Genomic DNA, 25,860 nt, shown 5'->3' on the forward strand with positions numbered 1-25,860 from the left:
GGCTGTTTCGCGGGGGTATTTTCTCCCTCCCACCGGACGGGAGTGTGCCCGCTTCCGGCACCGGAGGTGCTGGTCCCCCGTGGGGTGCAGGGTGGTCTCCCTGGCGGGACCCGAGGCCGTTTGTCTCCCCCCGGGGCGGGGGTGTGCCCCCTGCGTGCGGGAGGGACCTGCGGCTCCCCCTTCCCACCGGGCGGGACGGTGCCCACTTCCGGCACCGGGACGGCCCGGCCCCGTGGTGGGGGGTGCAGGGTCGTCCCCGGAAGGGACCGGCGGAGAACCGCCCGCACTCTGCGTCGGACGCCCGGTCTGCCGGCCCTGAGGAGTCGAGCCCGGAGGCCCCCACACCCCGCACCGAACGAGCCGCCCGCACCCCGAACCCCCGGGCACAGACGGACCCGCACAAAAACAAGCCCGTCCGGCGATTGAGGACGGACCCCGCACCAACGCAAGGCCGACGCGCAAGCCGACGGACCGCCCCCGCCGCACCCCCCGGCCCACCCCCCCCGGCGCCGTCCAGCCCCCCGAGCCCGCCCCACCGCCTGGCGTAGCATGACGGACACATCGTCCGGTACCCACCGAGGACTGGAACGGAAGGCACCGTGTGAACCCCACCGCACCACCCGACCCCCAGGACCGCCCCGCCCGCCTCACCGTCGGCGTCGTCGGCGCGGGCCGCGTCGGCCCCGCGCTCGCCGCGTCGCTGGCGCTCGCCGGGCACCGCCCGGTCGCCGCCTCCGGGGTCTCCGACGCCTCCCGCCGCCGCGCCGCCGAGCTGCTGCCGGACGTCCCCCTGGTCACCCCGTCCGAGGTCCTGGCCCGCAGTGAGCTGGTGCTGCTGACTGTGCCGGACGACGCGCTGCCCGCCCTGGTGGAGGGCCTGGCGGAGACCGGTGCCGTCCGCCCGGGACAGCTCCTCGTCCACACGTCCGGCCGGTTCGGCGCCGCCGTGCTCGACCCGGCGACCCGCGCGGGCGCCCTCCCGCTGGCGCTGCACCCGGCGATGACGTTCACCGGCACCGCCGTCGACGTCCAGCGGCTCGCGGGCTGCTCCTTCGGCGTCACGGCCCCCGGGGAGCTGCGGCTCGCCGCCGAAGCCCTGGTGATCGAGATGGGCGGGGAGCCCGAGTGGATCACGGAAGAATCCCGTCCGCTCTACCACGCGGCCCTCGCCCTGGGCGCCAACCACCTCGTCACCCTGGTGGCGCAGTCGATGGAGCTGCTGCGGGCCGCGGGTGTCGGCGCCCCCGACCGGATGCTCGGCCCCCTGCTGGGAGCCGCCCTGGACAACGCCCTGCGCTCGGGGGACGCGGCGCTCACCGGCCCGGTCGCCCGGGGCGACGCCGGAACCGTCGCCGCCCACATCGCCGAGCTGCGGCGGCACGCCCCGGGCGCGGTCGCGGGGTATCTCGCGATGGCCCGCACCACCGCCGACCGGGCCCTGGCCCAGGGACTGCTCAAGCCGGAGCTGGCCGAGGACCTGCTCGGCGTACTCGCGGAGGACGACCGCCGATGACCGCCCCCCATACCCCCGGGGCCACCGGACACGCCCCCGAGAACGCCGCCCCCGAGAACGCCGCCCCTGAGAACGCCACCCCCACCCCCGGCGTCGACCTCGTGCCCGACATCGCCGGGCTGCGCCGCACCCTGGACCGGCGCGCCGTCCCGGGCCGTACCGCCGTCGTGATGACGATGGGCGCGCTGCACCGGGGCCACGCCACCCTGATCCGCGCCGCCCGGGACCGCGTGGGCCCGGAGGGCTTCGTCACGGTCACCGTCTTCGTCAATCCGCTCCAGTTCGGCGCGGGTGAGGACCTGGACCGCTACCCCCGTACCCTCGACGCCGATCTCGCCCTCGCGGCACGGGCGGGCGCGGACGTCGTCTTCGCTCCGGCCGCCACCGGGATGTACCCCGCGGGCCGCCCCGGGGTGACGGTCGCCGCGGGCCCCATGGGGGAGCGGCTGGAGGGCGCGAGCCGCCCCGGCCACTTCGACGGGATGCTGACCGTGGTGGCCAAGCTGCTCCAGCTCACCCGCCCCGACCTGGCTTTCTTCGGTCAGAAGGACGCCCAGCAGCTTGCCCTGATCCGCCGGATGGTCCACGATCTCGACTTCCCGGTGGAGATCGTCGGGGTGGAGACCGTCCGTGAGGACGACGGTCTCGCCCTCTCCAGCCGCAACCGCTATCTGTCGGCCGCCGAACGGGAGACCGCGCTCGCGCTCTCCCGTGCCCTGTTCGCCGCCCGCGACCGGCTCGCCGCGCAGCAGGCCCTGACGGCCAGGGCCGAGGCCGCCGGAGGCACGCTGGCCCGCGCCGCCGCGCTGTCCGCGCTGGGCGAGGCCCGGCTCGCGGCGGACGCCGCCGCCGTGGCGCAGGCCGTCACCGGTTGCGCCGACGCGGTGCGGGCCGCCGCCCGCGCCGTCCTGGACGAGGCGGGCCGCGCCACCCCGCCGCTGGAGCTGGACTATCTCGCCCTGGTCGACCCGGCCGACTTCACCGAGGTCGGGGCCGATCACCAGGGGGACGCGATCCTCGCTGTCGCCGCCCGGGTCGGCACCACCCGGCTCATCGACAACATCACCGTCGGCCCGCTGGGCATCCCCGGCACCCCGGACACCACGGACCCCACCGGCACCCCGGACACCACGGGGCCCGCCGACCCCACCGGGTCCCAGGACGGCGCCGACTCCCCGAGACCCGGAGACCGCCCGTGACCGGCATACGGCTCACCGCCCCCGCCCCCGGCTGGTCCATCGACGCCGATGTCGTCGTGGTCGGCTCCGGGGTCGCCGGGCTGACCGCGGCCCTGCGCTGCGCCGCCGCCGGGCTGAGCACGGTCGTCGTGACCAAGGCCCGGCTCGACGACGGCTCCACCCGCTGGGCCCAGGGCGGGATCGCCGCCGCCATCGGCGAGGGCGACACCCCCGGACAGCACCGGGACGACACCCTGGTCGCGGGCGCCGGTCTGTGTGCCGGGTCCGCCGTGGACGCCCTGGTCACCGAGGGCCCCGGCGCCGTGCACCGGCTGATCGCCACGGGGGCCCGCTTCGACCTGGACGCGGACGGTGACATCGCGCTCACCCGGGAGGGCGGCCACCACCGCCGTCGGATAGCGCACGCGGGCGGCGACGCCACCGGCGCCGAGATCTCCCGGGCCCTGGTCGGGGCCGTGCGCGACGCCGGTCTGCGCACCGTCGAGAACGCCCTGGTCCTGGACCTCATCACCGATGACCGGGGCCGTACCGCCGGAGTCACCCTCCATGTGATGGGGGAGGGCCAGCACGACGGTGTCGGCGCCGTCCACGCCCCCGCCGTGGTGCTCGCCACCGGCGGTATGGGCCAGGTCTTCGCCGCGACGACCAACCCCGCCGTCTCCACCGGCGACGGTGTGGCTCTCGCCCTGCGCGCCGGGGCGGAGGTCTCGGACCTGGAGTTCGTGCAGTTCCACCCCACCGTCCTCTTCCTCGGTACGGACTCCGAGGGCCAGCAGCCGCTGGTCTCCGAGGCGGTACGGGGCGAGGGCGCCCATCTCGTCGACGCCGACGGGGTCCGCTTCATGCTCGGCGCGCACGAACTCGCCGAGCTGGCCCCCCGGGACATCGTCGCCAAGGCGATCATGCGGCGGATGCGCGAGCACGGCGCCGACCACATGTATCTCGACGCCCGCCACTTCGGGGCCGGGATGTGGGAGCACCGCTTCCCCACCATCCTCGCGGCCTGCCGGGCCCATGGCATCGACCCGGTCACCGAGCCGGTCCCGGTCGCCCCGGCGGCCCACTACGCCTCCGGCGGGGTACGGACCGACCTGCACGGGCGCACCACCGTCCCGGGCCTGTGGGCCTGCGGCGAGGTGGCCTGTACGGGGGTGCACGGGGCGAACCGGCTGGCGTCGAACTCGCTCCTGGAGGGGCTGGTCTTCGCCGAACGCATCGCCGCCGACATCGCCGCCACGGCACACGAGGCGGGCACGGCAGGTACGGCGGCCAAGGCACACGAGGCGGGCACAGCAGACGAGGCAGGTACGACGGCCAAGGCAGGCACGGCAGGCACGGCAGGCACGACGGGCACGGCGGCCAAGGCACACGAGCCAGCCACCGTGATCACCGACGCCACCGACCGCGCCCCGGCCCGGACCCCGGCCCCGGCCCAACCGCCCGCCCCCGTGCCGCCGCCCGCCCCCGCCCCCGCGCCGCTCCCGCTCATCGACCCCGCCGCCCGCGCCACCATCCAGCGGATCATGTCCCACGGCGCGGGAGTGCTCCGCTCGGACGAGAGCCTGCGGAAGGCCGCCGCGGCCCTGGAGGCCGTCCACCGGGAGGCCCTGGAGGCGTCCGCCGCCCCCGCCCCCGGCGCCGCGACCGCCGAGACCCCCGGCGGCGGCGGGACCAAGACCGCCGAGCCGGGCGTCGAGTCCTGGGAGACCGCCAACCTCCTGTGCGTCGCCCGGGTGCTGACCGCCGCCGCGCTGGCCCGCGAGGAGACCCGCGGCTGCCACTGGCGCGAGGACCACCCCGACCGCGACGACACCATCTGGCGGCGGCATCTCGTCGTCCGTCTCGCGCCCGACCGGACGCTCGTCGTCACCCCCACCGACGGCACTGAATTCCCCGCCGTCCCCGCCGTCCCCGCCGTCCCCGCCGTCCCCGCCGTCCCTGTCGTCCCCGCAGTCCCCACCCACCCGAGGGAGCACCAGCAGTGAGCACGCCCGACGACCGTCCGTTCCGTGAGGACCTGCCGCTGGCCGCCGACGGCTGCGGGGACTCCTGCGGCTGTGCCCACGAGGGGGACGACGCCGTCGAGTGCGGCCTCGACCCGGCGCTGGCGGCGCTCCTGGCCGGTCAGGGGCTCGACCCCGTACAGGTCGAGGACATCGCCCACGTCGCCCTGAGTGAGGACCTGGACGGCGGTGTCGACGTCACCAGTGTCGCCACCGTCCCCGCCGACGCGGTCGCCACCGGCGACTTCACCGCCCGTGAGGCGGGCACCGTGGCCGGGCTCCAGATCGCCGAGGCCGTGCTCTCGGTGATCGCCACCGAGGAGTTCACGGTGGAGCGCCACGTCGAGGACGGCGACCGGGTCGAGGCCGGACAGAAGCTGCTCTCCGTCACCACCACCACCCGGGAGCTGCTGACCGGCGAGCGCAGCGCGCTCAACCTGCTCTGCCGGCTCTCCGGGATCGCCACGGCCACCCGCGCCTGGGCGGACACGCTGGAGGGCACCGGGGCCCGGGTCCGCGACACCCGCAAGACCACCGCCGGACTGCGCGCCCTGGAGAAGTACGCGGTGCGCTGCGGCGGCGGGGTCAACCACCGGATGTCCCTCTCGGACGCCGCCCTCGTCAAGGACAACCACGTCGTCGCGGCGGGCGGGGTCGCCGCCGCCTTCACCGCGGTGCGGGAGGCGTTCCCCGAGCTGCCGATCGAGGTCGAGGCGGACACCCTGGAGCAGGTCCGGGAGGTGCTCGACGCGGGCGCCGACCTGATCCTGCTGGACAACTTCACCCCGGCCCGCACCGCCGAGGCGGTGGAGCTGGTCGCGGGCCGCGCCCTCCTGGAGTCCTCCGGCAGGCTCACCCTCGGCAACGCCCGCGCCTACGCCGAGACCGGCGTGGACTTCCTGGCCGTGGGCGCGCTCACGCACTCGGCGCCGATCCTGGACATCGGGCTTGACCTGCGGGAGGCGGACCTCTGATGCTGCTCACCATCGACGTCGGCAACACCCACACGGTCCTCGGTCTCTTCGACGGGGACGAGATCGTGGAGCACTGGCGCATCTCGACCGACTCCCGGCGCACCGCCGACGAGCTGGCCGTGCTGCTCCAGGGACTGATGGGCATGCACCCGCTGCTCGGCGTCGAGCTGGGCGACGGCATCGAGGGCATCGCGATCAGCTCCACCGTCCCGTCCGTCCTGCACGAGCTGCGCGAGGTGACCCGCCGCTACTACGGCGACGTTCCGGCGGTGCTGGTGGAGCCCGGGGTCAAGACCGGGGTGCCGATCCTGACGGACAACCCCAAGGAGGTCGGCGCCGACCGCATCATCAACGCGGTGGCGGCGGTCGAGCTGTACGGCGGGCCCGCGATCGTCGTGGACTTCGGCACGGCGACGACGTTCGACGCGGTGAGCCCGTCCGGGGCGTACACCGGTGGAGTGATCGCGCCCGGCATCGAGATCTCCGTCGACGCGCTGGGGGTCAAGGGCGCCCAGCTCCGCAAGATCGAGCTGGCCCGCCCCCGCAGTGTGATCGGCAAGAACACCGTCGAGGCGATGCAGTCGGGCATCGTGTACGGCTTCGCCGGACAGGTGGACGGGGTGGTGCGCCGGATGAAGACCGAGCTGGCGCCGGACCGCCCCGAGGACGTCCGGGTGATCGCCACGGGCGGCCTGGCGCCGATGGTGCTGGGCGAGTCCTCCGAGATCGACGAGCACGAGCCCTGGCTGACCCTGATCGGGCTGCGCCTGGTGTACGAACGGAACATCGCCCGGATGTGAGCCCCTGGGGTCCCGGCGTCCCGGGCACCAGCGCTCCGGGCCCCGGCGCCCCGGGCGGTCGGGTCCGCCGCCCGCCGGGGGTACCGGGCCTTCTCGGCCGCCCCGGGTCCACTGCCCGCCGGGGCCCCGGACCTCCCGGTGGCCGGGCCCGCCGCCCGCCCGCTCGTTCACCGCCAGGCCGCCAGGCCGCCAGGCCGCCAGGCCGCCAGGCACGCCCGGCCCGCCGCCCGCCGGGGCCCCAGCCCCACGGCCCGGACGGCCCCGCGCGGCCCGCTCCGTTCGACCGCGCGGCGCGCCCGAATTGCTGGCATTAAGTCGATTTTGTCGAAGTCGCACGTATGGTCGGAGCATGCCCACGCCATACGGTTCCCGCGGCGGCATGGCCTTCAGCGCAGACGAGCTGCGTGTGCTCCGACGCGCCCTCGCCGTCGCCGTCCATCCCGGTCCGCTCCCCGACGAGGACGTCCGGGACTGTCTGCGGCTGGCCGACTCCGTCGACGAGGCCACGCGCGAGGCCGGGCGGCTGCGCGCCTTCCTCCTCGCCGACCTCGACCGCTACCGCTCGGCCCTGCCCGGCTCGGCCACGAGCTATCTGGAGCTGCTCCAGGACGCGCTGGCGGCCGGATACCACCCCCTGCCCGAGGACCTGGCGGCGCTGCGCTCCCTGGACGGCGGCCCCGTCGCCGCCGCCCTGCTGGAGCGCTGCGGGGCGGCGGGGCGGTCCGCACGGGTCCCGTCCCCGGCCCCCGCGCCCCGCACCCGGCTGCTCGCGCTGCCCGGGGGACGGGCGGCGGCCGACCGGGACCCCGCGCCCAAACCCAAGCCGAAACCGAGACCGGCCCCCGAGCCCGCACAGCCTGCCCCCCGGCCCCCGGCGCCCGGCGAGCGCCCGGTACCCAAGCCCTCCGAGGTGTTCCCGCCCCGCCGCCGCCCCGCACCGCCGCCCCAGCAGCGGGCCGTCTAACCTGGCTCCCATGGACTATGTATCCGCCCTGCTGCCGCCCGTTGTGATGGCCACCTTCTTCACCGCCCTGATCGTGACGATCGTCAGGACCCAGGGCGGCCCGAACAAGGCCAAGGAGGACGCGATCGTGGACGCGGCGCTCGCCCGCGCCGGGGCGTCCCCGGCCGCCGCGACCTCCGCGGACAAGGACTGACCGGCCCGGCCGCCCCGTGTCCCCCGACAGTGCGCGCGGGGGCGCGAAAGGGCCGTGATGTGTCGTACGGAAGGACGTACGGAAGACCTATGGGTCGACCGTACGTCCTTTTTGTTACGTCATTACCGGGAAATCCAGATTCTACGACTATGGTGGCAATGTGCCCCGCCAATTGGGAGAGCTGGAAGACGCCGTCATGACACGGGTCTGGCAATGGAACCGGGCGGTCACCGTCCGGGAAGTCCTGGAAGACCTTCAGCAGGAACGGTCAATCGCCTACACGACCGTCATGACCGTAATGGACAATCTCCATCAGAAGGGCTGGGTCCGCAGGGAAGTCGAGGGCCGTGCCTATCGATATACGGCCGTCTCCACCCGGGCCGCCTACTCGGCCGCACTGATGAACGAAGCGTGGTCCAAGAGTGACAACCCCGCCGCCGCGCTCGTCGCCTTCTTCGGGATGATGTCGCCCGAGCAGCGGGAGTCCCTGCGGGCGGCCGTCCGTATCGTTCAGGACGACGAACACGATGAACACGACGACCGCGACGAGGGCGTTCAGGCCGCACAGGATCGCGCCCATCGCCTTCCCGCCGACGTTCCTGCGGACGTTCCCGCCGAGGTTCCCGGGGACGTTCCCGGCACCGACTCCGGAGACGACTCCCATGACGACTCCGGACGTGACTCAGGACGCGACTCGGGCAACGGCTCCGGTGAAGAGGGCGAACAACTTCCAGGTGGCCGGGGCGGTGGCGAGGGGGACCCCGCCGGGCGATAGCGTCAACCCATGTCTTATACCGCCCCGAAAGGCAGCGTCACCGTCCGCCGCGCCCGGACCGGCGATGTACGCGCGGTGCGCCGGCTCGTCGATCCGTATGTCGGGGAAGGCATCCTCCTCGACAAAGCGACCGTCACTCTTTACGAGTCCATCCAGGAGTTCTGGGTCGCGGAACGCGACGAAGACGGTACGGTGGTCGGCTGCGGTGCGCTCCATGTCATGTGGGAAGACCTCGCGGAAGTGCGCACTCTCGCGGTCGACCCCGCCTTCACCGGGCAGGGCATCGGCCATCTGCTCCTGGACAAGCTGCTGGGAACCGCCCGCCGGCTGGGGGTGCGGCGGGTATTCTGCCTGACCTTCGAAGTGGACTTCTTCGTCAAGCACGGCTTCCAGGAGATCGGGGAGACCTCGGCGGACACCGATGTCATCGGTACAGATGTCTACGCCGAGCTGCTGCGTTCCTATGACGAGGGTGTCGCCGAGTTCCTGGGACTCGAACGTGTGAAGCCGAACACCTTGGGCAACAGCCGGATGCTTCTGCACCTGTGATGAGCCGGTGATCACCTCTTGCGACCCGGTCCGACGCGATCCCTATGTCCGAATCGCGTACGTTTCCCGCGTTCTTGAGGTTCTGAACCTCTCCCAAGGGTTTGTGTTTTTCGGGGAAAGGCGGTTTCCTTTCCGCGTAGTGCTTTTTCGATGAAAGGAAATCCGGTGGCGCAGAAGGTTCAGGTCCTTCTTGTCGACGACCTCGACGGTGGCGAGGCGGACGAGACGGTGACGTTCGCACTGGACGGCAAGACCTACGAGATCGACCTCACCACCGCCAATGCGGACAAGCTCCGCAGCATCCTTGAGCCGTACGCGAAGAACGGCCGTCGCACCGGTGGTCGTGCCTCCTCCGGGCGCGGCAAGGGCCGCGCGGCGGCGAGCGGCAACAAGGACACGGCGGAAATCCGGGCGTGGGCCAAGGCGAACGGCTACGAGGTCAACGACCGCGGTCGTGTCCCCGCCACGGTTCGTGAGGCATACGAGAAGGCGAACGGCTGAGCACCGCGCTCAGCGGGTTCTTAATCGGCCGAGTATTCGCAGGCTGCGTATTTGTACGCGTTCGCACATCCATGCGTCCGGGCATTCATGCGCAGCAAACGGACCCGATGGCACTCCGCTGCCGTCGCGTCCCGCTCCACCTCGCGCCCCGGCACGGGGGGCCGCACGCCGGACGGCGGCCCCCCGGGAGCCGGTCTCCGCGGCCCCGTGCCGGCGGGCGCACGTCCCGACGGCAGGACGTCCTGTCCCGGTGGGCGGCCTGACACGGTCGTGTGGTCACTCTTCGTGTGCGAATGATTGCGTAGAGTGTCGAACAGGGGGGAGCCCGGAGGCATTCAAGGGCGCAACGTTGTTCGCCCGTAGCTGAGGGAACCGGTGTGCGCCGCATGGACTGTCAGTGGTTGCGGGTAAGACATTCCTAGTGAGGAGGGGCGACACGCCCCCAGGTCGGTCTCACGTTCGCCATCGGCGTACTGCCGGTGCGGGTAACTGCCTGGCCTGCGGGAACATCGTCTCGCACCATCGGGTTGGAGCAGTTGTCGGCGTTCAGGGGTCAGGAGGCCACAGACGGGTGTCGGCAGTTGGAATGAGCGGTCCCCGCTTGCGGGACTAAGCTGCGGAAGGACAGGGAGGGGACCGACCCCTTACTGCCTGACCGCTCTGAGGAGCGATTAACGATGTTCGAGAGGTTCACCGACCGCGCGCGGCGGGTTGTCGTCCTGGCTCAGGAAGAAGCCCGGATGCTCAACCACAACTACATCGGCACCGAGCACATCCTCCTGGGCCTGATCCACGAGGGTGAGGGTGTCGCCGCTAAGGCCCTGGAGAGCCTCGGGATTTCGCTCGAGGCGGTCCGCCAGCAGGTGGAGGAGATCATCGGCCAGGGCCAGCAGGCCCCGTCCGGGCACATCCCCTTCACCCCCCGTGCCAAGAAGGTCCTGGAGCTGTCGCTCCGCGAGGCCCTCCAGCTGGGCCACAACTACATCGGCACCGAGCACATCCTGCTCGGCCTGATCCGCGAGGGCGAGGGTGTCGCCGCCCAGGTCCTCGTGAAGCTGGGCGCCGACCTCAACCGGGTGCGGCAGCAGGTCATCCAGCTGCTCTCCGGCTACTCGGGCGGCAAGGAGGCGGCCACCGCGGGCGGCCCCGCCGAGGGCACGCCCTCCACCTCGCTCGTCCTGGACCAGTTCGGCCGCAACCTCACGCAGGCCGCCCGGGAGTCCAAGCTCGACCCGGTCATCGGGCGCGAGAAGGAGATCGAGCGGGTCATGCAGGTGCTGTCCCGCCGCACCAAGAACAACCCCGTCCTGATCGGCGAGCCCGGTGTCGGAAAGACCGCCGTCGTCGAGGGCCTGGCGCAGGCCATCGTCAAGGGCGAGGTGCCCGAGACCCTCAAGGACAAGCACCTCTACACCCTCGACCTGGGCGCGCTCGTCGCCGGCTCCCGCTACCGCGGTGACTTCGAGGAGCGCCTGAAGAAGGTGCTCAAGGAGATCCGCACCCGCGGCGACATCATCCTGTTCATCGACGAGCTGCACACGCTCGTCGGCGCGGGTGCCGCCGAGGGCGCGATCGACGCGGCCAGCATCCTCAAGCCGATGCTCGCCCGCGGTGAGCTCCAGACCATCGGCGCCACCACGCTGGACGAGTACCGCAAGCACCTGGAGAAGGACGCCGCGCTGGAGCGCCGCTTCCAGCCCATCCAGGTCGCCGAGCCCTCGCTGCCGCACACCATCGAGATCCTCAAGGGTCTGCGCGACCGCTACGAGGCCCACCACCGGGTCTCCATCACGGACGAGGCCCTGGTCCAGGCCGCCACCCTGGCCGACCGGTACATCTCGGACCGCTTCCTCCCGGACAAGGCGATCGACCTGATCGACGAGGCCGGCTCCCGGATGCGCATCCGCCGGATGACCGCGCCGCCGGACCTCCGCGAGTTCGACGAGAAGATCGCCGGTGTCCGCCGGGACAAGGAGTCCGCGATCGACTCGCAGGACTTCGAGAAGGCCGCCTCGCTCCGCGACAAGGAGAAGCAGCTCCTCGCCGCGAAGGCCAAGCGCGAGAAGGAGTGGAAGGCCGGCGACATGGACGTCGTCGCCGAGGTCGACGGCGAGCTGATCGCCGAGGTCCTCGCCACGGCCACCGGCATTCCCGTCTTCAAGCTCACCGAGGAGGAGTCCTCCCGGCTGCTGCGCATGGAAGACGAGCTGCACAAGCGCGTCATCGGCCAGAAGGACGCCATCAAGGCGCTCTCCCAGGCGATCCGCCGTACCCGTGCCGGTCTGAAGGACCCGAAGCGCCCCGGCGGCTCGTTCATCTTCGCCGGTCCCTCCGGTGTCGGTAAGACCGAGCTGTCCAAGACGCTCGCCGAATTCCTCTTCGGCGACGAGGACGCGCTGATCTCCCTCGACATGTCGGAGTTCAGCGAGAAGCACACCGTTTCCCGCCTCTTCGGCTCCCCGCCCGGATACGTGGGCTACGAAGAGGGCGGCCAGCTCACCGAGAAGGTGCGCCGCAAGCCGTTCTCCGTCGTCCTCTTCGACGAGGTCGAGAAGGCCCACCCCGATATCTTCAATTCCCTTCTCCAGATCCTGGAGGACGGTCGGCTGACCGACTCGCAGGGCCGGGTCGTGGACTTCAAGAACACGGTCATCATCATGACGACCAACCTCGGGACCCGGGACATCTCCAAGGGATTCAACCTGGGCTTTGCCGCGCAGGGCGATGTCAAGACCGGCTACGAGCGGATGAAGGCGAAGGTCAACGAAGAGCTGAAGCAGCACTTCCGGCCCGAGTTCCTCAACCGTGTCGACGACACGGTCGTCTTCCACCAGCTCACCGAGGAAGACATCATCCAGATCGTCGACCTCATGATCGCCAAGGTGGACGAGCGGCTGAAGGACCGCGACATGGGCCTGGAGCTGAGCGCCACGGCCAAGTCGCTCCTGGCGAAGAAGGGCTACGACCCCGTCCTGGGCGCCCGGCCGCTGCGCCGGACGATCCAGCGGGAGATCGAGGACATCCTCTCCGAGAAGATCCTCTTCGGCGAGCTGCGCCCCGGCCACATCGTGGTCGTGGACACCGACGGCGAGGGCGAGGAGAAGAAGTTCACCTTCCGCGGCGAGGAGAAGTCGCCGCTGCCCGACGTCCCGCCGATCGAGCCTGCGGGCGGGCCCGGCCCGAACCTCTCCAAGGAGGCGTGAGCCGGTCACCGGCTGACGACCGCAGAACGGCCACAGGGGCTGCCCCCGACCTCACCGGGTCGGGGGCAGCCCCTTGTCGTACGGCTCCGGCAGGCTCAGCAGGTGTCCGGCTTGCGCCAGACACACTCCAGCTCGGCCCGGACCTCGCCGGAGTCGGCTGCGGCACCGGCGCCCTGCGGCGGCCGGGGCGCGACCGGGGCGATCCCCGTGCCCGCCGTGCCCGCGGTGCGCGAGCGGGCCAGGGTCACCACGATCGCGTCCTCCACCCCCTTCACCGACGGGGCGACATAGTTGTTGAGGACGACCGCGAAGGCCAGCTCCCTCCCGGCGGCGTCCTTCACATAGCCCGCGAGGGAGGACACCCCGGTCAGCGAACCGATCTTCGCCCGGGCGTTCAGCGCGGCGGGCGTGCCGCACATCCGGCTCCGCAGCCCGCCGCCGACAGGCCGCTCGGGGGCGCAGGCCACCGGCAGCGAGGCGACCCACCGCGGATACCAGGGGGCCTCCCGTACGGCCAGCAGCAGCCGGGTGAGCTGAGCGGCCGGGATCAGATTCATCCGGGACAGCCCCGAGCCGTCCGTCAGCCGCAGTGTCCCGGTGTCCACCCCCAGGGAGCGGAGCTGCCCGCGGATCGCGGTGAGCCCCGCGCCCCAGGTGCCGCTGCCCGCCTTCGCGTATCCGATGGCCTTGGTCAGGGTCTCGGCGTGCATATTGTTGGACAGCTTCATCAGCGGCATCAGCAGCTCCCGCAGCGGCATCGAACGGTGCGAGGCGAGCGTCCGGGCCCCCGCCGGGGTGGCCCGGCCCAGCACGGTGGCCCCGCCGACCCGTACCCCGTGGCGTGCGAGCGCGTCCGAGAAGACGGCGGCGGCGTATCCGGTGGGCTCCCACACCGTCGTCCACTCCTTGGTCGAACCGCCGCCGACGGGCATCGAGCCACTGACCGTGACGGTGTTCCCGCCGTGCCCCCGTGCGATGGAGAGGGTGTCCGCGCCGCCCCGTTCGACGGTGGTGCCCCGGTTGTCGATCCTCACGTACCGCGTCCTCGGCGTCACCGTCACCACGGGCCGGTCCCCGGCCCGGGCGCCGGGGGCGGCCTCCACGATGACGGTGCCGGAGTCGTAGTCCGTGTCCGGGGCCACCGTCAGCGGTGAGATCTGCGCCGAGTAGTACGCGGACTCGTCGTCGGCGGACCAGTTGCGGCCCAGGCGTTCCCGGTCGAAACGGGTGTCGTCGGCGATCAGCCCTCCGCTGACCCGGGTGATCCCGGCGGCGGCGACAGCGGCGGCCAGCCGGTCGTAGTCCCGGGCGAGGGTGGTCGGGTCGCCGCCGCCCCGCAGATGGAGATCGCCGCGGAGGGTGGACCCGGCCCGGCGCCCGGTGGCGAGCACATCGGTGGTGAACCGGTACTCCGGCCCGAGCAGCCCCATCGCCGCGATCGAGGTGACGATCTTCGTGTTGGACGCGGGCACCAGCCGGTCGTCCGCGTTGCGCTGGTAGAGCCGTTCCCCGGTGACGGCGTCCGCGACGACCACACTCGCGGTGGCGCCGGTCATCCGGCTGTCGGCGAGGATCGTGTCGATGGCCTTCTTCAGCCCGGTGTCGGAGGGGCCGGCTCCGGCGGGGGCGCTCCCGGGGAGGACGAGCGCGAGGACGGTGACGCCGACGGCGAGCAGTGGCCGGACCCGGCGGCGGAGCGACGAGGGGACGGGCGGGCGCGATCGGTTCTCGGGAGGGGTCCTCATAGGAGGAGCATCCCGGAGGGGCGGGGCGGGGTGAAGAAGGCGGGACGGATGATCAGTCGCGGACGACGATCTCCAGCCGCTCACCGAAGAGTTCACCGCCGGTCACCTGTATCCGAGCCCCTCGCCGGTGCCAGAGGTACACCATCAGATCGGGCAGGTCCCGCAGCGGTGTCAGATCGACGGTGTACTCGTCCACGGCGAAGGGCCTCAGCCGCAGGGTGCGCAGACCGGGGAAGAGCCGCGCGATGTCGGCCGGGTCGAGCCGGGAGGCTGCGTCGTCCAGCGTCAGCCGGGTGATGCCCGGTGCCGCCACGGCCCGGCCCGGGGCGTCCCCGGTGAACTCCTGGACCGACAGTTCGGTGAGCCGGGGCAGCCGGGCGGCTCTCTCCATGAGGTGGGCGAAGCGCACCGGAGCGGCGGCGACCAGGCGCTGGACGGTGGACCAGCGGGCGAGGGCCCCGTAGCGGGGCTCGGTGTCCCCGACGACCATGAGCGTCCGGACCCGGGGGAGTCCGCCGGGGAGGTCCAGGTGTTCGGGGTCGACGGCCAGTGAGGCGAAGGCGCGGTCGGCGAGGTCGTCGAAGGTCTCCAGGGCCGGGCAGAGATAGACGCCGAGGGTCTTGATGGAGCGGCGTTCGCGTACCGGGTCCAGCCGGGTGAGCAGGGGGTTGTCGATCACGTCGAGATGGCGCAGGCCGGTCCGCGGCAGCCAGGTGTCCAGCTCCTCCGCCGGGTGGGGTCCCTCCACCGTCATCAGCGGCACGGGCCCGCAGTGGTGGATCTGCCGGAACTGTTCGGCGGTGTGGACCTCCAGATCGATCCCGGTCAGGTCCACCCGGGCCAGGACCTGCCGGGCGTAGCGCTCGGCGGGCAACTGGCGCCAGGCGGCCACCAGCGCCCGGCGCAGCCGTTTGTCGTCGTCCCCGGTGAACCGCGCCAGCGGCTCGATCGCCGTCTCGTCGCCGACCTGCGCGAAGGTCTCCACGACCAGCGCGTCCGCCGTGCCGTCGCCGGACGGCCCCGGCAGCAGCGGCAGCACGGCGGAGCCGAAGGACGCCAGTTCCCTTACCTCGTCCTTGTCCTGAGGCGGCATCAGCGCCCGGACTCTGTGCTCGGCCTTCGCCCGGATGCGGCCGTCCAGGAAGACGGAGGACACCGCGCAGTACCCGGCGAGCAGATGCAGGGAACGGGTCGCCAAGGGCTCGGGGCTGCGGTCGCCGAGGGCGATGAGTTCGCTGATGAGCCTGCTGACATGGGTGCGGTCGAAGTGGCCGACGGCGAGCCGGACGACGTCCCGCCACAGTTCGTCCCCCGCGTTCTGGAGGAGTTCCCCGACGCTGCCGGTCTCGGCGAACTCCTTCGCGGCCAGATAGTCCTGGAAGGTGCGGTGGATGAACTGGATCGTGTCGCCGGTCCGCTGCTGGAGCAGCCCGCTGCGGTTGAGGAGGTGGACGAGCGCCTGCCGGGGCGTGCCCTGGGCGCGGACTTGGGGCATGGCCGCCATGGCCCGTTCGATCTGCCGCTCGGCCTCTCCCGGGGTGAGCTGGACCCGTCCGCCGCGGACCAGCCACACCGCGATGTGCTGGAGCAGCAGTTTGTGTTCCTCGACGCCCAGCGCGAAGCCCTCGGGCGCCTCGATGCCGCGTCCCCGGTCGCGGTTGCCGAGGAGCATGTCCAGGGTGGCCCGGTACAGCTCCCAGCGGGTATGGGGGAGCGCGCCCCGGCGTTTGCGGTGCAGGGCGCAGATGACGGCGCAGAGCAGCGGGGTCCGGGCGAGGTCCCGCAGGACGCGGTTGTTGGCCAGCTCCCGGCCGAGCCGCTGGGCCAGTCCGTCGAGCCGTTCGGCCTCGGCCCCGGCGCGGGCGGTGTCGAGCGCCGCGTACTCCAGCCGGGCGGCCCGGTGCCAGGCGGCGATGAACATCTCGATGTCGCCGTCGCTCATGGGCAGCAGCAGCAGATCGGCGAAGCCCTCGTCGGCGAGCCACTTCGCCTCGACGGCGCCGGGGCGCACGGTCGCGAGGACGCGGGTGGCGCCGTACCGCCGGAGCAGGCCGGCGAGCCAGCGGCGGGCGTCGGCCCGGTGGGCGCGGGGCAGCTCGTCGAAGCCGTCGACGAGGAGGAGGGCCCGTCCCGAGGCGAGGACCCGTTCCGCCCAGCCCTCGGGGGGAGTGCCGACGGACAGCCCGGCGGCGTGGACGAGGGCGTCCGGAGCGGGGAAGCCCCGGCCGTGCGCGTGGACGCTGCGCAGGGGGACGACGAAGGGCACCAGGCCGTTGAGCGCGTCGAGCCGGTCGGGCAGGGTCCCGCGGGCGGCGTGCGCGGCGAGCCACCACACGAGCGTCGTCTTGCCCGCGCCCGCCTCGCCGCGCAGCAGGGTCCGCCGCTGCCGTCCGAGCAGGTCCTCCACCCGCTGGGGCCGGTGCGCGGTCGTGGTCGGGGCCTCGGACGGGCCGTCCGGCGCGTACCGGGGGCTGTCGTCCTCGGCGAGCCGGGTGGCCTCCAGGCTGAGATACGCGGTGTCCAGGTCCCAGGTGGCCTCGCTGACGCCCAGCTCGTCGATGCCGAAGACTTCGAGCTTGCGGTAGTGGGCCCTCAGGGCGGTGGCGTAGGTGTCCTCGTACCGCACGTCCCCGAAACGGGAGCCGGTGATGTTCCGCGGGGGAGGGAGCCGGATCTCCGTTTCGGTGTGCAGGGCTTTCCGGATGGTCTCGATCGGGACATAGGCCAGGTGCCGGTCGTCCTGGCGGGGGGACTTCGTTGAGGTGAGGCCGATGAGGACGGGTCCGGCGAAGAGGGGCCCTTCGGGCCTCAGGCGTATCGGCAGTCCTTCCGGCCTGTCCAGCAAGATCCGGCCATGGCCGGGGTCGGTGGGCGGGAGGATGCTGCCGGAGACAGGAGGCTCCCCGGAGTCATGCAGCTCCCAGCCGGGCAGGGGAGTGTCGCTGACCAGCCGCCCCAGGCAGAGCGTGTCGGTACCCAGCTCCTCCGGGTAGCGGAGGGGGTCGTCCAAGCAGCGCAGCAGGACGGCGTCGGTCTCGGGGGCGCTGGTCCACTCGACCCGGCAGGTGTGGTCCCCGGTGCGGCGGCCTTCCCAGCGGACCTTGAAGGAGCGGGCACCCCCCAGCAGGCTGGCGCAGGCCAGGACGTATTCGGGGGTGAGCAGCAGTCCGGTGGTCGACGGGTAGGGCGCGTCCGGGTCCGGGGTCTCGATATGGACCCACAGGTGCGGCGGATCGTCCTCGTCCACCTGCTCCACGCCCTCTTCCCCCTCGTTCCGCCCCTTTTCCCGGTCCGAGGCTAGTGGCCCGGGCCACATTCCGTCCCGAAATCCGGTGACCCGGGCCACAGCCCCGACCCGCCCCCGGGTGACAAGGCGCACAGGCCGTTTTCGCGCTACTAGTCGGATTAGGAGGGCATTCACCCCTTCCGATCCATCCCCGGGGCCCGGGTGGAGCGGGGTGCGGGCCCCGCCGTTGCGCGGGGCGGGCCGGATGGGGGTGCGGGGGCTCCGCCCCGTTGCGCGGTATGCGGCTAAACCGCATTCGGGGGAGATCTTTCCGCCCCTCGCGGCCCGCTTCTCCGGTCGCGGCGCAGGGGTGTCAAGGGTCTGGATCACGGCATCGCAGCTACGACGTTATGTCGTAGTTGGGGGGCTTGAGGTGAATTGGGCGGTTCGGTTACCAAGGGATGGCCAACGCATCCCGGCACACGTTCCCGTGCCGGGTCCCTTATTGCCCGGAGGCTTTACCGAATGTCGCGCTTCACCATCCGTCGCCCCCGCCTTGCCGACCTCCGTACCCGTTCCGCCCTGCTGGCTGCCGGTGCGGGAGCGGTGGCGATGGTCGGCGCGGGAGCCGCGTTCGCCGCTGAGTCCGGTTCGACCGCGCCCGCCACCACGTCCCAGGCCGTCGCCGCCCAGGCGCAGGCCCAGAGCAAGGCCGCCGAGGCCAAGACCGTCTCGGCCCCCGCCGCCAAGCCCGCCGCCGCCTCCGCGAGCGGCTGGTCGAAGCCGGTGGACCAGTACACGCTGAGCGCCACCTACGGCAAGGCCGGCGGTATGTGGACGAGCAACCACTCCGGCCAGGACTTCGCCGTCCCGAGCGGCACCCCGGTCAAGTCCGTCGGCCCCGGCACCGTCGTGAAGGCCGGTCCCAACGGCGGCGGTGACGGCCCCGCGTACGGCAACGCCGTCGTGATCAAGCACAGCAACAACACGTACTCGCAGTACGCCCACCTCTCCACCATCGGTGTGAGCGTCGGCCAGCAGGTCAGCGGTGGTCAGCAGATCGCCCTGTCCGGCAACACCGGAAACTCCAGCGGCCCGCACCTGCACTTCGAGATCCGTACCACCCCGAACTACGGCTCCGCGGTCGACCCGGTCGCCCACCTGCGGGCCCAGGGCATCACGCTCTGACCCGTCCGGGTCCCGGCCCCGCCGCCACGGCGGCGGGCCACGACGGACGACGGCCCCCGGCGCATCCACGCGCCGGGGGCCGTCGGCCTGTCCGGACCCGGGCCGGGGCCCTCAGTCCCTGACCCCGTCGCTCATCGGGAGCATCGGGAAGCTGCCGGTGTTCGTCGGAGCGTGTTCGGGCAGCCACAGCACCGCGATCGCGCCCTCGGCCGCCGGGGCGGCCGCCGGGGCGGCCGGCGGGGCCGCCACACCGCCGGTGGCTCCCCGGCCGTCGGCGGCGCCCCCGGAGACGGCCGCCGTGCCCGCCCCGGTCTCCGCGCCCTCCGCCGCCGCGGCGGCACCCCCCGCCGCCACATTGCGGAACGTGAGCCGTGCCCCCAGCACCCGTGCCTGCCCCGCCGCGATCGTCAGCCCCAGACCGTGACCGGTGCCCGCCCGGTCGCTCGCGCCCGTACGGAACCGGCTCGGACCCTCCCGCAGCAGCGCCTCGGGGAAGCCGGGCCCGTGGTCGCGCACCCGGACCACCCGGCCCTCCACCGTGACCTCGACCGGCGGCTTGCCGTACTTGGCGGCGTTCGTCAGCAGATTCAGCAGGATGCGCTCCAGCCGCCGGGGGTCGGTGCTCACCCAGGACTCATGGACCACCTGTACGGGGATGTCCGGGTTGAGCGCCGTGATCCGGCGGGTGACGAACTCGCCGAGCGCGATCTCCTGGAGTTCGGCCCGTTCCGAGGCGCCGTCCAGCCGCGCCACCTCCAGCACGTCCTCGACCAGCGTCCGCATCGCCTGCGCCCGGTCCCGTACCAGCTCCGACGGGCGTCCCGGCGGCAGCAGCTCGGCGGCGGTCAGCAGCCCCGTGACCGGGGTGCGCAGCTCGTGCGCGATGTCCGCCGTGACCCGGCGCTCGGCCTCGATCCGGGCGTTCAGGGCGTCGGTGAGCGCGTCGATGGCCCGGGCCAGCTCATCGGTCTCGTCCCGGACGAAACCGCTGATGGTGTCCCGTACGCGGACATCCGTCTGCCCCTCGGCCACCTGGGAGGCGGCCGCGGCGGCCTTGCGCAGCCTGCGCGAGAGCTGTCCGCCGATCAGCACCCCCAGCGCGCCGCCGCCGACGACCACCGAGACCGAACCTATGAGCAGCGCCCGGTCGAGGCTGTCGAGGATGTAGCCGCTGCGGTCGTTGAGCGTGTCGTGCAGGGAGAGCACATCGCCGTTGGTGAGCGGCACGGCGGCCCAGATCTCGGGGGTGTCCCCGTCCCTGACGAAGGTGCCCCGGCGCTTCTGTTCGACGAGTCTGCGCAGCTCGGGCGGGAGCGACGGGTCGTTGACCTTGGCGCGGGTACGGGGGGCCGTCCTGGAGGAGTTCGTCTCCAGGGTGGTCTGGGCCGTGTACAGCCGGTCGAGGGCCACCTCGCGCGCGTTGTCGAGCATCGAGACCCGGGCCGCGTTCCGGACGACCAGGCTCAGGGCCACGGCGATGAGCGCCCCGACCACCGTGATCGCGATCGCGATCTTCCAGCGGACACCGGAGCGCAGTACGGGCAGCTTCATCCCTTGAGCTTGTAGCCGAAGCCCCGGACCGTCTCGATCCGGTCCTGGCCGATCTTGGCGCGCAGCCGCTGTACATGGACATCGACCACCCGGGTGTCGCCGCCCCAGCCGTAGTCCCAGACGCGCTCCAGCAGCCGGTCCCGGGAGAGCACGGTGCCGGGCGCGGTGGAGAACTCCAGCAGCAGCCGCATCTCCGTCGGCGTCAGTGCCACCGGGACCCCTCCCTTCCGTACCTCCATGCCCTCCGTGTCGATCTCCAGGTCGCCGAAGCTCAGCAGCGCGCCCGGCGCCTCCTGCCCGGAGCCCGCCGTGTCACCGGCGCCCGCGCGGCCGAAGCGGCGCAGCACGGCCCGGATGCGCGCGACCAGGACCGCGCCGTCGAAGGGCTTGGTGACGTAGTCGTCGGCGCCCGCCTCCAGACCGAGCACGACATCGATCGAGTCGGCCCGGGCCGAGAGCATGATCACGGGAACGGTGGACTCGTCGCGGATACGGCGGCACAGGCTCACTCCGTCGAGCCCCGGCACCATCACGTCGAGCAGGGCGATGTCGGGGCGGTCCGCGCGGAACGCCTCCAGGCCCAGCAGCCCGTCGGGCATGGCGGTCACCACGAAGCCGTGGCGTTCGAGCGCGAGCTGGGTCGCCTCCCGGATCACGTCGTCATCCTCGACGAACAGCACATGGGTGTCGGCCATCGGACGCCCCTCAGCTCCCATTCTGCGCGATCACATCGGGGGCGGTCAGTTCGTCCTGCCCCACCGCCGAGCTGATCACATCGCGGACGAAGTGCAGCCGGGCGAATTTGTCCTCGGTCCACCGGTAGGTGGTGCGGTCCTCGGCGTACGGCTCGGAGGGCGAGTCCTTGCCCTCGTAGACGTCCTCGGTCACGACCAGGTCGCCGCCGTCGATCTCCGCGTTGACGGTGGTCTCCTCCCGCTGGAACACGTTCTCGTACCGGGCCCCGACCGGACGGTAGACATAGGTGCCGACGCCGACACCGTCGGTGCAGGTCAGCACGTTCACCACGACGTCGGGGTCGGTGCCGCCGGTGAGATACCCGTAGGAGATGTCCACCGGGTAGTCGCCGCTGTTGCACGGCTTGAGATTCTGCCGGACCAGATCCCGGACCTTGGGGTCACGGCGGAGCAGTCCCACCGCGTCCACCTTCATGGGGTCCGTCACCTTCAGGTCCGTTCCGCTGGGGGAGGTCTGCGGGCTCGGGGCGCCGGTGGTCGCGGTACTCGGCCCCGAGTCCGCCTCCTTGACGCCGTCGCCCCCCGCCGAACAGCCGGCCGTGAACAGCCCGAGGGCGGCGAGCACGGCTGTCGCCGTGGTCACCGCCAGCCGTCCGTGTCCCCCCGGCCCCCGGCCGCCCTTCGGCCGCCGGTCCACCAGGGGGGACACCGCTCCGTCCACCGGGGTCCTTCTCGCGCCTCTCAGGCCGCGCACCGCTCCTGCCCCCGCTCGTCGTCCTTCATGTCGTGGCGCACCCCGTGCAGCCGCCGTACCGCACCGGTGCCGTCCGCCCCGCCGGAACGCCGGGAGCCGCCGCGCTCCAGGGCGCGGAAGTCCAGGTCCCGGCTCTCCAACTCCTGCCGCAGCCGGGCCAGCGCCCGGTGCAGGGTGCTCTTCACCGTACCCGCCGACATGCCCAGGGCGGCAGCGGTCTCCTCCGTGCTCATCTGTTCCCAGTGGCGCAGGACGACCACACTGCGCTGCTTGGGGGCGAGCACCTTGAGCACATCCATCAGCAGGGCGCGGTCGGCGCGCTGGTCACTGCCGTCCTCCACCCGGGCGTCGGGCAGCTGCTCGGTGGGCACCTCTTCGAGCTTGCGGGCGCGCCACCACTCGGTCCGAGTGTTGATCATCACCCGGCGGAGGTAGGCGTCGGCGAGGGACTTGTCCGCGATGCCGTCCCAGCGGCCGTAGGTGCGGGCCAGCGCGGTCTGGAGCAGATCCTGGGCGTCGACCGGGTCGGGCACGAGCCGCCGGGCGCTGCGCAGCAGCGCCTCCTGCCGGGTGCGCACGTACTCCTCGAAGCCGAGCACCTCGCCCTGTGCCATTCCGACCGCCTCCGTCCCCCACGAACAACCTGTGTTCCGCTTACGTTCGACGAAGGTACGGAGCGGTTGTCACGGCGTTGTGCGGAGTAGCCGTCGGACGGCGCACGGGCAGCCATCGGTTGTGTAACAGCGGCCCGGAAAGGCGCTGGCGGCGCGGGTCGGGTCGGTGACAGTCCGGTGACCGGACGGTATCGGGGGGCGCGGGGGCGGGCCCCGGCGCGCGCGGCGGACCCGCCCGGAGCGGGCCGCGCCCGCGCCGGACGGGGATTCCGGTGCCCGGGGGACGACGGGGCCGGGGCGCCCCGTGTCCGGCCGCCGGAGGGCTCCCCGGTCCGTTCCCGCCCGCGCGGGGAGGGCAGTCCCCGAAGAGCCTGCGGACCCAGGCACGGGTCCCTTCCCGCCCGCGCGGGGACGGCTCAGGCGGGCAGCCGGTAGAGCCCGTCGGCGAGCGGTTCGACCAGCCCGTCGGCGACCAGCCCGTCCAGGGCCCGCGCCCGCTGCACCGGCTCGTGCCAGACCGCGTCCAGGCTCTGCTGCGGCACCGGCCCCCGGGCCTCCCGCAACACCGCCAGCAGCTTGCCCCGCACCTGGCGGTCGGTCCCCGCGTAGGTCTGGCCCCGCCGCGCGGGACCCTCGTGCGCGGGCTTGCCCGCCAGCCGCCAGGCACAGCGGTCCGCGATGGGGCAGCGCCCGCACTCCTCGCTCCGCGCCGTGCACACCAGGGCGCCCAGCTCCATGGAGGCGGCGGCCCAGCGGGACGCGGTCGACTCGTCGTCGGGGAGCAGCGCCCGCGCCAGCTTCCGTTCGGCGGCCGTGGTCGCCGTCGGCGGGTACTGGATGCCGGTCGCGGCCCGGGCGAAGACCCGCCGCACATTGGTGTCGAGGACGGCGTGGCGCTGTCCGTACGCGAACGAGGCCACCGCCGCCGCCGTGTACTCGCCGATCCCGGGCAGCGCCAGCAGCTGGGCGTGGTCGCTGGGCACATCCCCGCCGTGGCGTTCCGTTATCGCCTGCGCCGCTCCGTGGAGCCGCAGGGCGCGCCGGGGGTAGCCGAGGCGGCCCCAGGCGCGTACGGCCTCCCCCGGCGCCTCGGCGGCGAGGTCGGCGGGCCGGGGCCAGCGGGCCAGCCACTGTTCGTAGACGGGGAGCACCCGGTTCACCGGGGTCTGCTGGAGCATGAACTCGCTGACCATCACCCCCCACGCGCCGGCCTCGGGGCGTCGCCACGGAAGATCGCGGGCGTGCTGGTCGAACCAGGCGATGACGGGCCCGTGGAGGGACGCGGCGTCGGCGGGGACGAGATCTGTGGTGGTGGTGTCAGTCATCACCTCCGATCCTGGCATGCTCCGGGCAGCGGGTGGCGCACCCGCTCCGGCACATCCGCTAAGCGGCGCAGAGGCACGGCCGGAACGGAGCCCTCCAGGGAGCCCCGTACGGGTTCCCCGCCCACGGGAACGTCCCGTACGGGGCCGGTGCGGCCCGGCGCGCCGGGGCCGCGCTCCCCGGTCCGGCGACGCGTTCCCCGGCCCCGGTCCCGAGGTCCCGGCCCGGCTCGCCCGCAGCGGGTGCCCGCGCCCCTCAGCGGGTGACGGGCCCCTCAGCGGGTGCCCGGGCCCGCGAACCAGGCCAGCGGGCCGCCGCGGCTCGTCCGCACCGTGGTGACCAGCGCCGAGGCCCAGCGGGTCAGTACGATCGTGAACACTCCGGCCACCACGCCGCCAACCGCCAGCCCGACGATCACATCATGCGGGTAGTGCACACCGACGAAGACCCGGGAGAAGGCCGCGAGCAGCGCCAGCGGCGCCGTCAGCCACACCAGCCGGGGCCAGGCGAGCGCCAGCGCGACCGCCGCCCCGCCGGCTATCGCGGAGTGGTTGCTCGGGAAGGACCAGTCGCCGGTGGGCGGACAGGTGGCGATCGACGCCGCCGCCTCCGTGACCGTCCGGCAGGGCCGTTCCTCGTCGAAGACGGTCTTCAGCGATTCGCTGACGACATAGCCGACCGCGGTGCCGAGCGCTCCGAGCAGGGCGATGGCCAGGTCCGCCGAACTCCTGCGGCGCGCCCGCCACCAGACCGCGACGAAGAGGGCGGCGAAGAGGACGACCACGGCCTCCGTCCCGACTTCGGCGAGGGTGTGGACCCAGGCGGGGGAGGATTCGGCGAGTTCGGTGATGTCGCGGTAGAGACCGCGGGTGATGCTGCTGTCCATGGTCGTCGACCGTATCCGTACAGGGGAGCGGGCCGCCCACGGCGATGGTCGACAACGGTCCCCGACGAAAGCCAGGGGGTGCCACCCGACCCCGGAACGAGGGCGTCCGGCCCGGGGAACCGCCCCTTCTCCGGGATGATGATCGGCAGAACTCGCCGTGCGGGCGGCGGGTGCGACGGGAGTCGGCCGCGTTCTCTCGTAGAGTTCGGTACGTGGGATCTCTGCGCAATCCGATCGGGCCGCTTCCCTCCTCCATCTACTGGCGCCGGAGGGCCGTCGCGCTGGCGCTGGTGGCGCTGCTCGCCCTGCTGGCAGCCTGGGCGTTCACCAGGGGCGGGGGTGACGGGGACAAGGCCGACAGCGCCAACGGCGCCTCCAAGCCGGTGCCTTCGACCATCGGCCCCGGGCCCTCGCAGTCGGGACCCGCGATCAGTACCCAGCCCGGCGGACGGGACGAGCCCGGCGGACCGGGCCCCGGTTCCGGGCCGAGTCCGGGCTCCGGCTCCGGTTCCGGCGGGGGCACCGGGGGCTCCGGCGGCGCCGGAACGGGCTCCGGCGCGGACGGCAGCGGCGCCGGGGGAACCGGTGCCGATACCGGCTCCGGCTCCGGTTCCGCGAACGGCGGCTCCGGTACGGGCACCGGTTCCGGACCGGGCACCGGCTCGGGCACCGGTTCCGGTGCGCTGCGGGTCGCCCCCGCGGGCGAGCGCGTCCCGGCCGGTTCCCCGCTCCCCGCCTGCCCGGCGGGCGCGCTCAAGGTGGCCCCGGAGCTGCGCAACGACTTCGCGCCGGGAGTGAGGCCGGAGTTCGTGCTGAACGTGACCAACCTGTCCAAGGAGACCTGCAAGGCCGATGTCGGCCCGAGGGCCGCGGTGTTCACCATCACCGACGCCGACGGCGCCGTGTGGTCGTCGAAGGACTGCCCGGACGCCCGGGACCGCGCGGTGCTGCGGGTGCCCGCGGGCACCACCGTCAGCCACACCGTGACCTGGGACCGGACCCGCAGCGAGCCGAAGTGCGCGACCCCGAGGGCGGGGGCGGTGCCCGCGGGCACCTATGTGGTGGAGCTGGAGTACCCGGGGAAGCCGGCCTGGGAGCGGTCCTTCGTCCTCAAGAAGGACTGACCTCGGCAACGACCGACCTCGGCGAGGACTGATCCCGACAAGCGCCGGACTCCGACGGGGACCTGTTCCCACGGGGCTGA

21 protein-coding genes are annotated in these 25,860 nt (G+C 72.9%); 13 read left to right on the forward strand and 8 right to left on the reverse strand.

Translation table 11 applies throughout. The features are described from left to right. Positions 1-601: 601 nt before the first annotated feature. The 11 genes from CRV15_RS16480 (at position 602) to CRV15_RS16540 (ending at position 12,674) form a co-directional block, all read left to right on the forward strand. Positions 602-1,513: a Rossmann-like and DUF2520 domain-containing protein gene (locus CRV15_RS16480; RefSeq protein ID WP_003960835.1), complete on the forward strand. Its 912-nt coding sequence runs from the start codon at positions 602-604 to the stop codon at positions 1,511-1,513. Next, the gene (gene panC, locus CRV15_RS16485) at positions 1,510-2,712 is read left to right on the forward strand and encodes a pantoate--beta-alanine ligase (RefSeq protein WP_003960834.1); all 1,203 of its coding nucleotides are present in this window, start codon (positions 1,510-1,512) and stop codon (positions 2,710-2,712) included. Before CRV15_RS16480 ends, panC begins: the two co-directional genes overlap by 4 nt. After that, a complete protein-coding gene (locus CRV15_RS16490; RefSeq protein ID WP_003960833.1) occupies positions 2,709-4,697 on the forward strand; it encodes an L-aspartate oxidase in 1,989 nt (662 codons plus the stop codon). Before panC ends, CRV15_RS16490 begins: the two co-directional genes overlap by 4 nt. Then, on the forward strand, positions 4,694-5,689 hold the full coding sequence (gene nadC / locus CRV15_RS16495; protein WP_003960832.1) for a carboxylating nicotinate-nucleotide diphosphorylase: 996 nt from the start codon (positions 4,694-4,696) through the stop codon (positions 5,687-5,689). Before CRV15_RS16490 ends, nadC begins: the two co-directional genes overlap by 4 nt. Continuing rightward, complete coding sequence (locus tag CRV15_RS16500; RefSeq protein ID WP_003960831.1) at positions 5,689-6,489, forward strand: type III pantothenate kinase; 801 nt, start codon at positions 5,689-5,691, stop codon at positions 6,487-6,489. Before nadC ends, CRV15_RS16500 begins: the two co-directional genes overlap by 1 nt. Positions 6,490-6,868: 379 nt before the next feature. After that, positions 6,869-7,453 (forward strand): hypothetical protein, encoded by a 585-nt coding sequence (locus CRV15_RS16505; protein WP_009996496.1) that lies wholly within the window; start codon positions 6,869-6,871, stop codon positions 7,451-7,453. Between the two features lie 10 nt (positions 7,454-7,463). Next, entirely contained in the window at positions 7,464-7,646 is a 183-nt protein-coding gene (locus CRV15_RS16510; RefSeq protein WP_003958857.1) for a hypothetical protein, read from the forward strand. A 196-nt stretch (positions 7,647-7,842) separates the two neighbouring features. After that, entirely contained in the window at positions 7,843-8,421 is a 579-nt protein-coding gene (locus tag CRV15_RS36765; RefSeq protein WP_003958856.1) for a BlaI/MecI/CopY family transcriptional regulator, read from the forward strand. 9 nt (positions 8,422-8,430) lie between these two features. Continuing rightward, positions 8,431-8,970 (forward strand): amino-acid N-acetyltransferase, encoded by a 540-nt coding sequence (locus CRV15_RS16520; protein ID WP_003958855.1) that lies wholly within the window; start codon positions 8,431-8,433, stop codon positions 8,968-8,970. 165 nt (positions 8,971-9,135) lie between these two features. Continuing rightward, complete coding sequence (locus CRV15_RS16525) at positions 9,136-9,471, forward strand: histone-like nucleoid-structuring protein Lsr2 (RefSeq protein WP_003958854.1); 336 nt, start codon at positions 9,136-9,138, stop codon at positions 9,469-9,471. Between the two features lie 677 nt (positions 9,472-10,148). Then, positions 10,149-12,674: an ATP-dependent Clp protease ATP-binding subunit gene (locus CRV15_RS16540; protein WP_003958851.1), complete on the forward strand. Its 2,526-nt coding sequence runs from the start codon at positions 10,149-10,151 to the stop codon at positions 12,672-12,674. Between the two features lie 95 nt (positions 12,675-12,769). On the opposite strand, the gene dacB is transcribed toward CRV15_RS16540, so the two are convergent. Further along, a complete protein-coding gene (gene dacB, locus CRV15_RS16545; RefSeq protein WP_003960826.1) occupies positions 12,770-14,419 on the reverse strand; it encodes a D-alanyl-D-alanine carboxypeptidase/D-alanyl-D-alanine endopeptidase in 1,650 nt (549 codons plus the stop codon). Between the two features lie 52 nt (positions 14,420-14,471). Then, positions 14,472-17,675, reverse strand: coding sequence for an NACHT domain-containing protein (locus tag CRV15_RS16550; protein WP_009996494.1), 3,204 nt, complete (start codon positions 17,673-17,675; stop codon positions 14,472-14,474). 495 nt (positions 17,676-18,170) lie between these two features. Here CRV15_RS16550 and CRV15_RS16555 point away from each other — a divergent pair, with 495 nt between their 5' ends. Next, positions 18,171-18,833 carry a M23 family metallopeptidase gene (locus CRV15_RS16555; protein WP_003958848.1) on the forward strand — a complete coding sequence of 221 codons (663 nt, stop codon included), beginning with the start codon at positions 18,171-18,173 and terminating at the stop codon, positions 18,831-18,833. A gap of 111 nt (positions 18,834-18,944) precedes the next feature. On the opposite strand, the gene cseC is transcribed toward CRV15_RS16555, so the two are convergent. The 6 genes from cseC to CRV15_RS16585 form a co-directional block, all read right to left on the reverse strand. Further along, a complete protein-coding gene (gene cseC / locus CRV15_RS16560; RefSeq protein ID WP_003960824.1) occupies positions 18,945-20,384 on the reverse strand; it encodes a two-component system sensor histidine kinase CseC in 1,440 nt (479 codons plus the stop codon). Next, the gene (cseB, locus tag CRV15_RS16565) at positions 20,381-21,079 is read right to left on the reverse strand and encodes a two-component system response regulator CseB (RefSeq protein WP_003960823.1); all 699 of its coding nucleotides are present in this window, start codon (positions 21,077-21,079) and stop codon (positions 20,381-20,383) included. Before cseB ends, cseC begins: the two co-directional genes overlap by 4 nt. A gap of 10 nt (positions 21,080-21,089) precedes the next feature. Next, positions 21,090-21,722 carry a hypothetical protein gene (locus CRV15_RS16570; protein ID WP_307786342.1) on the reverse strand — a complete coding sequence of 211 codons (633 nt, stop codon included), beginning with the start codon at positions 21,720-21,722 and terminating at the stop codon, positions 21,090-21,092. A 98-nt stretch (positions 21,723-21,820) separates the two neighbouring features. Further along, positions 21,821-22,447, reverse strand: a complete 627-nt coding sequence (locus CRV15_RS16575; RefSeq protein WP_003960821.1) for a SigE family RNA polymerase sigma factor — start codon at positions 22,445-22,447, stop codon at positions 21,821-21,823. Positions 22,448-22,863: 416 nt separating this feature from the next. Further along, on the reverse strand, positions 22,864-23,772 hold the full coding sequence (locus CRV15_RS16580; RefSeq protein ID WP_009996491.1) for an HhH-GPD family protein: 909 nt from the start codon (positions 23,770-23,772) through the stop codon (positions 22,864-22,866). Positions 23,773-24,044: 272 nt separating this feature from the next. Then, positions 24,045-24,656, reverse strand: coding sequence for a phosphatase PAP2 family protein (locus tag CRV15_RS16585; RefSeq protein ID WP_003960819.1), 612 nt, complete (start codon positions 24,654-24,656; stop codon positions 24,045-24,047). Positions 24,657-24,868: 212 nt separating this feature from the next. Between CRV15_RS16585 and CRV15_RS16590 the strand changes: the two genes are divergently transcribed. Continuing rightward, positions 24,869-25,780 (forward strand): hypothetical protein, encoded by a 912-nt coding sequence (locus CRV15_RS16590; protein ID WP_009996489.1) that lies wholly within the window; start codon positions 24,869-24,871, stop codon positions 25,778-25,780. Positions 25,781-25,860 lie beyond the last annotated feature (80 nt).

Source organism: Streptomyces clavuligerus (genome assembly GCF_005519465.1).
In the GTDB taxonomy this organism is placed as follows: Bacteria; Actinomycetota; Actinomycetes; order Streptomycetales; family Streptomycetaceae; genus Streptomyces; species Streptomyces clavuligerus.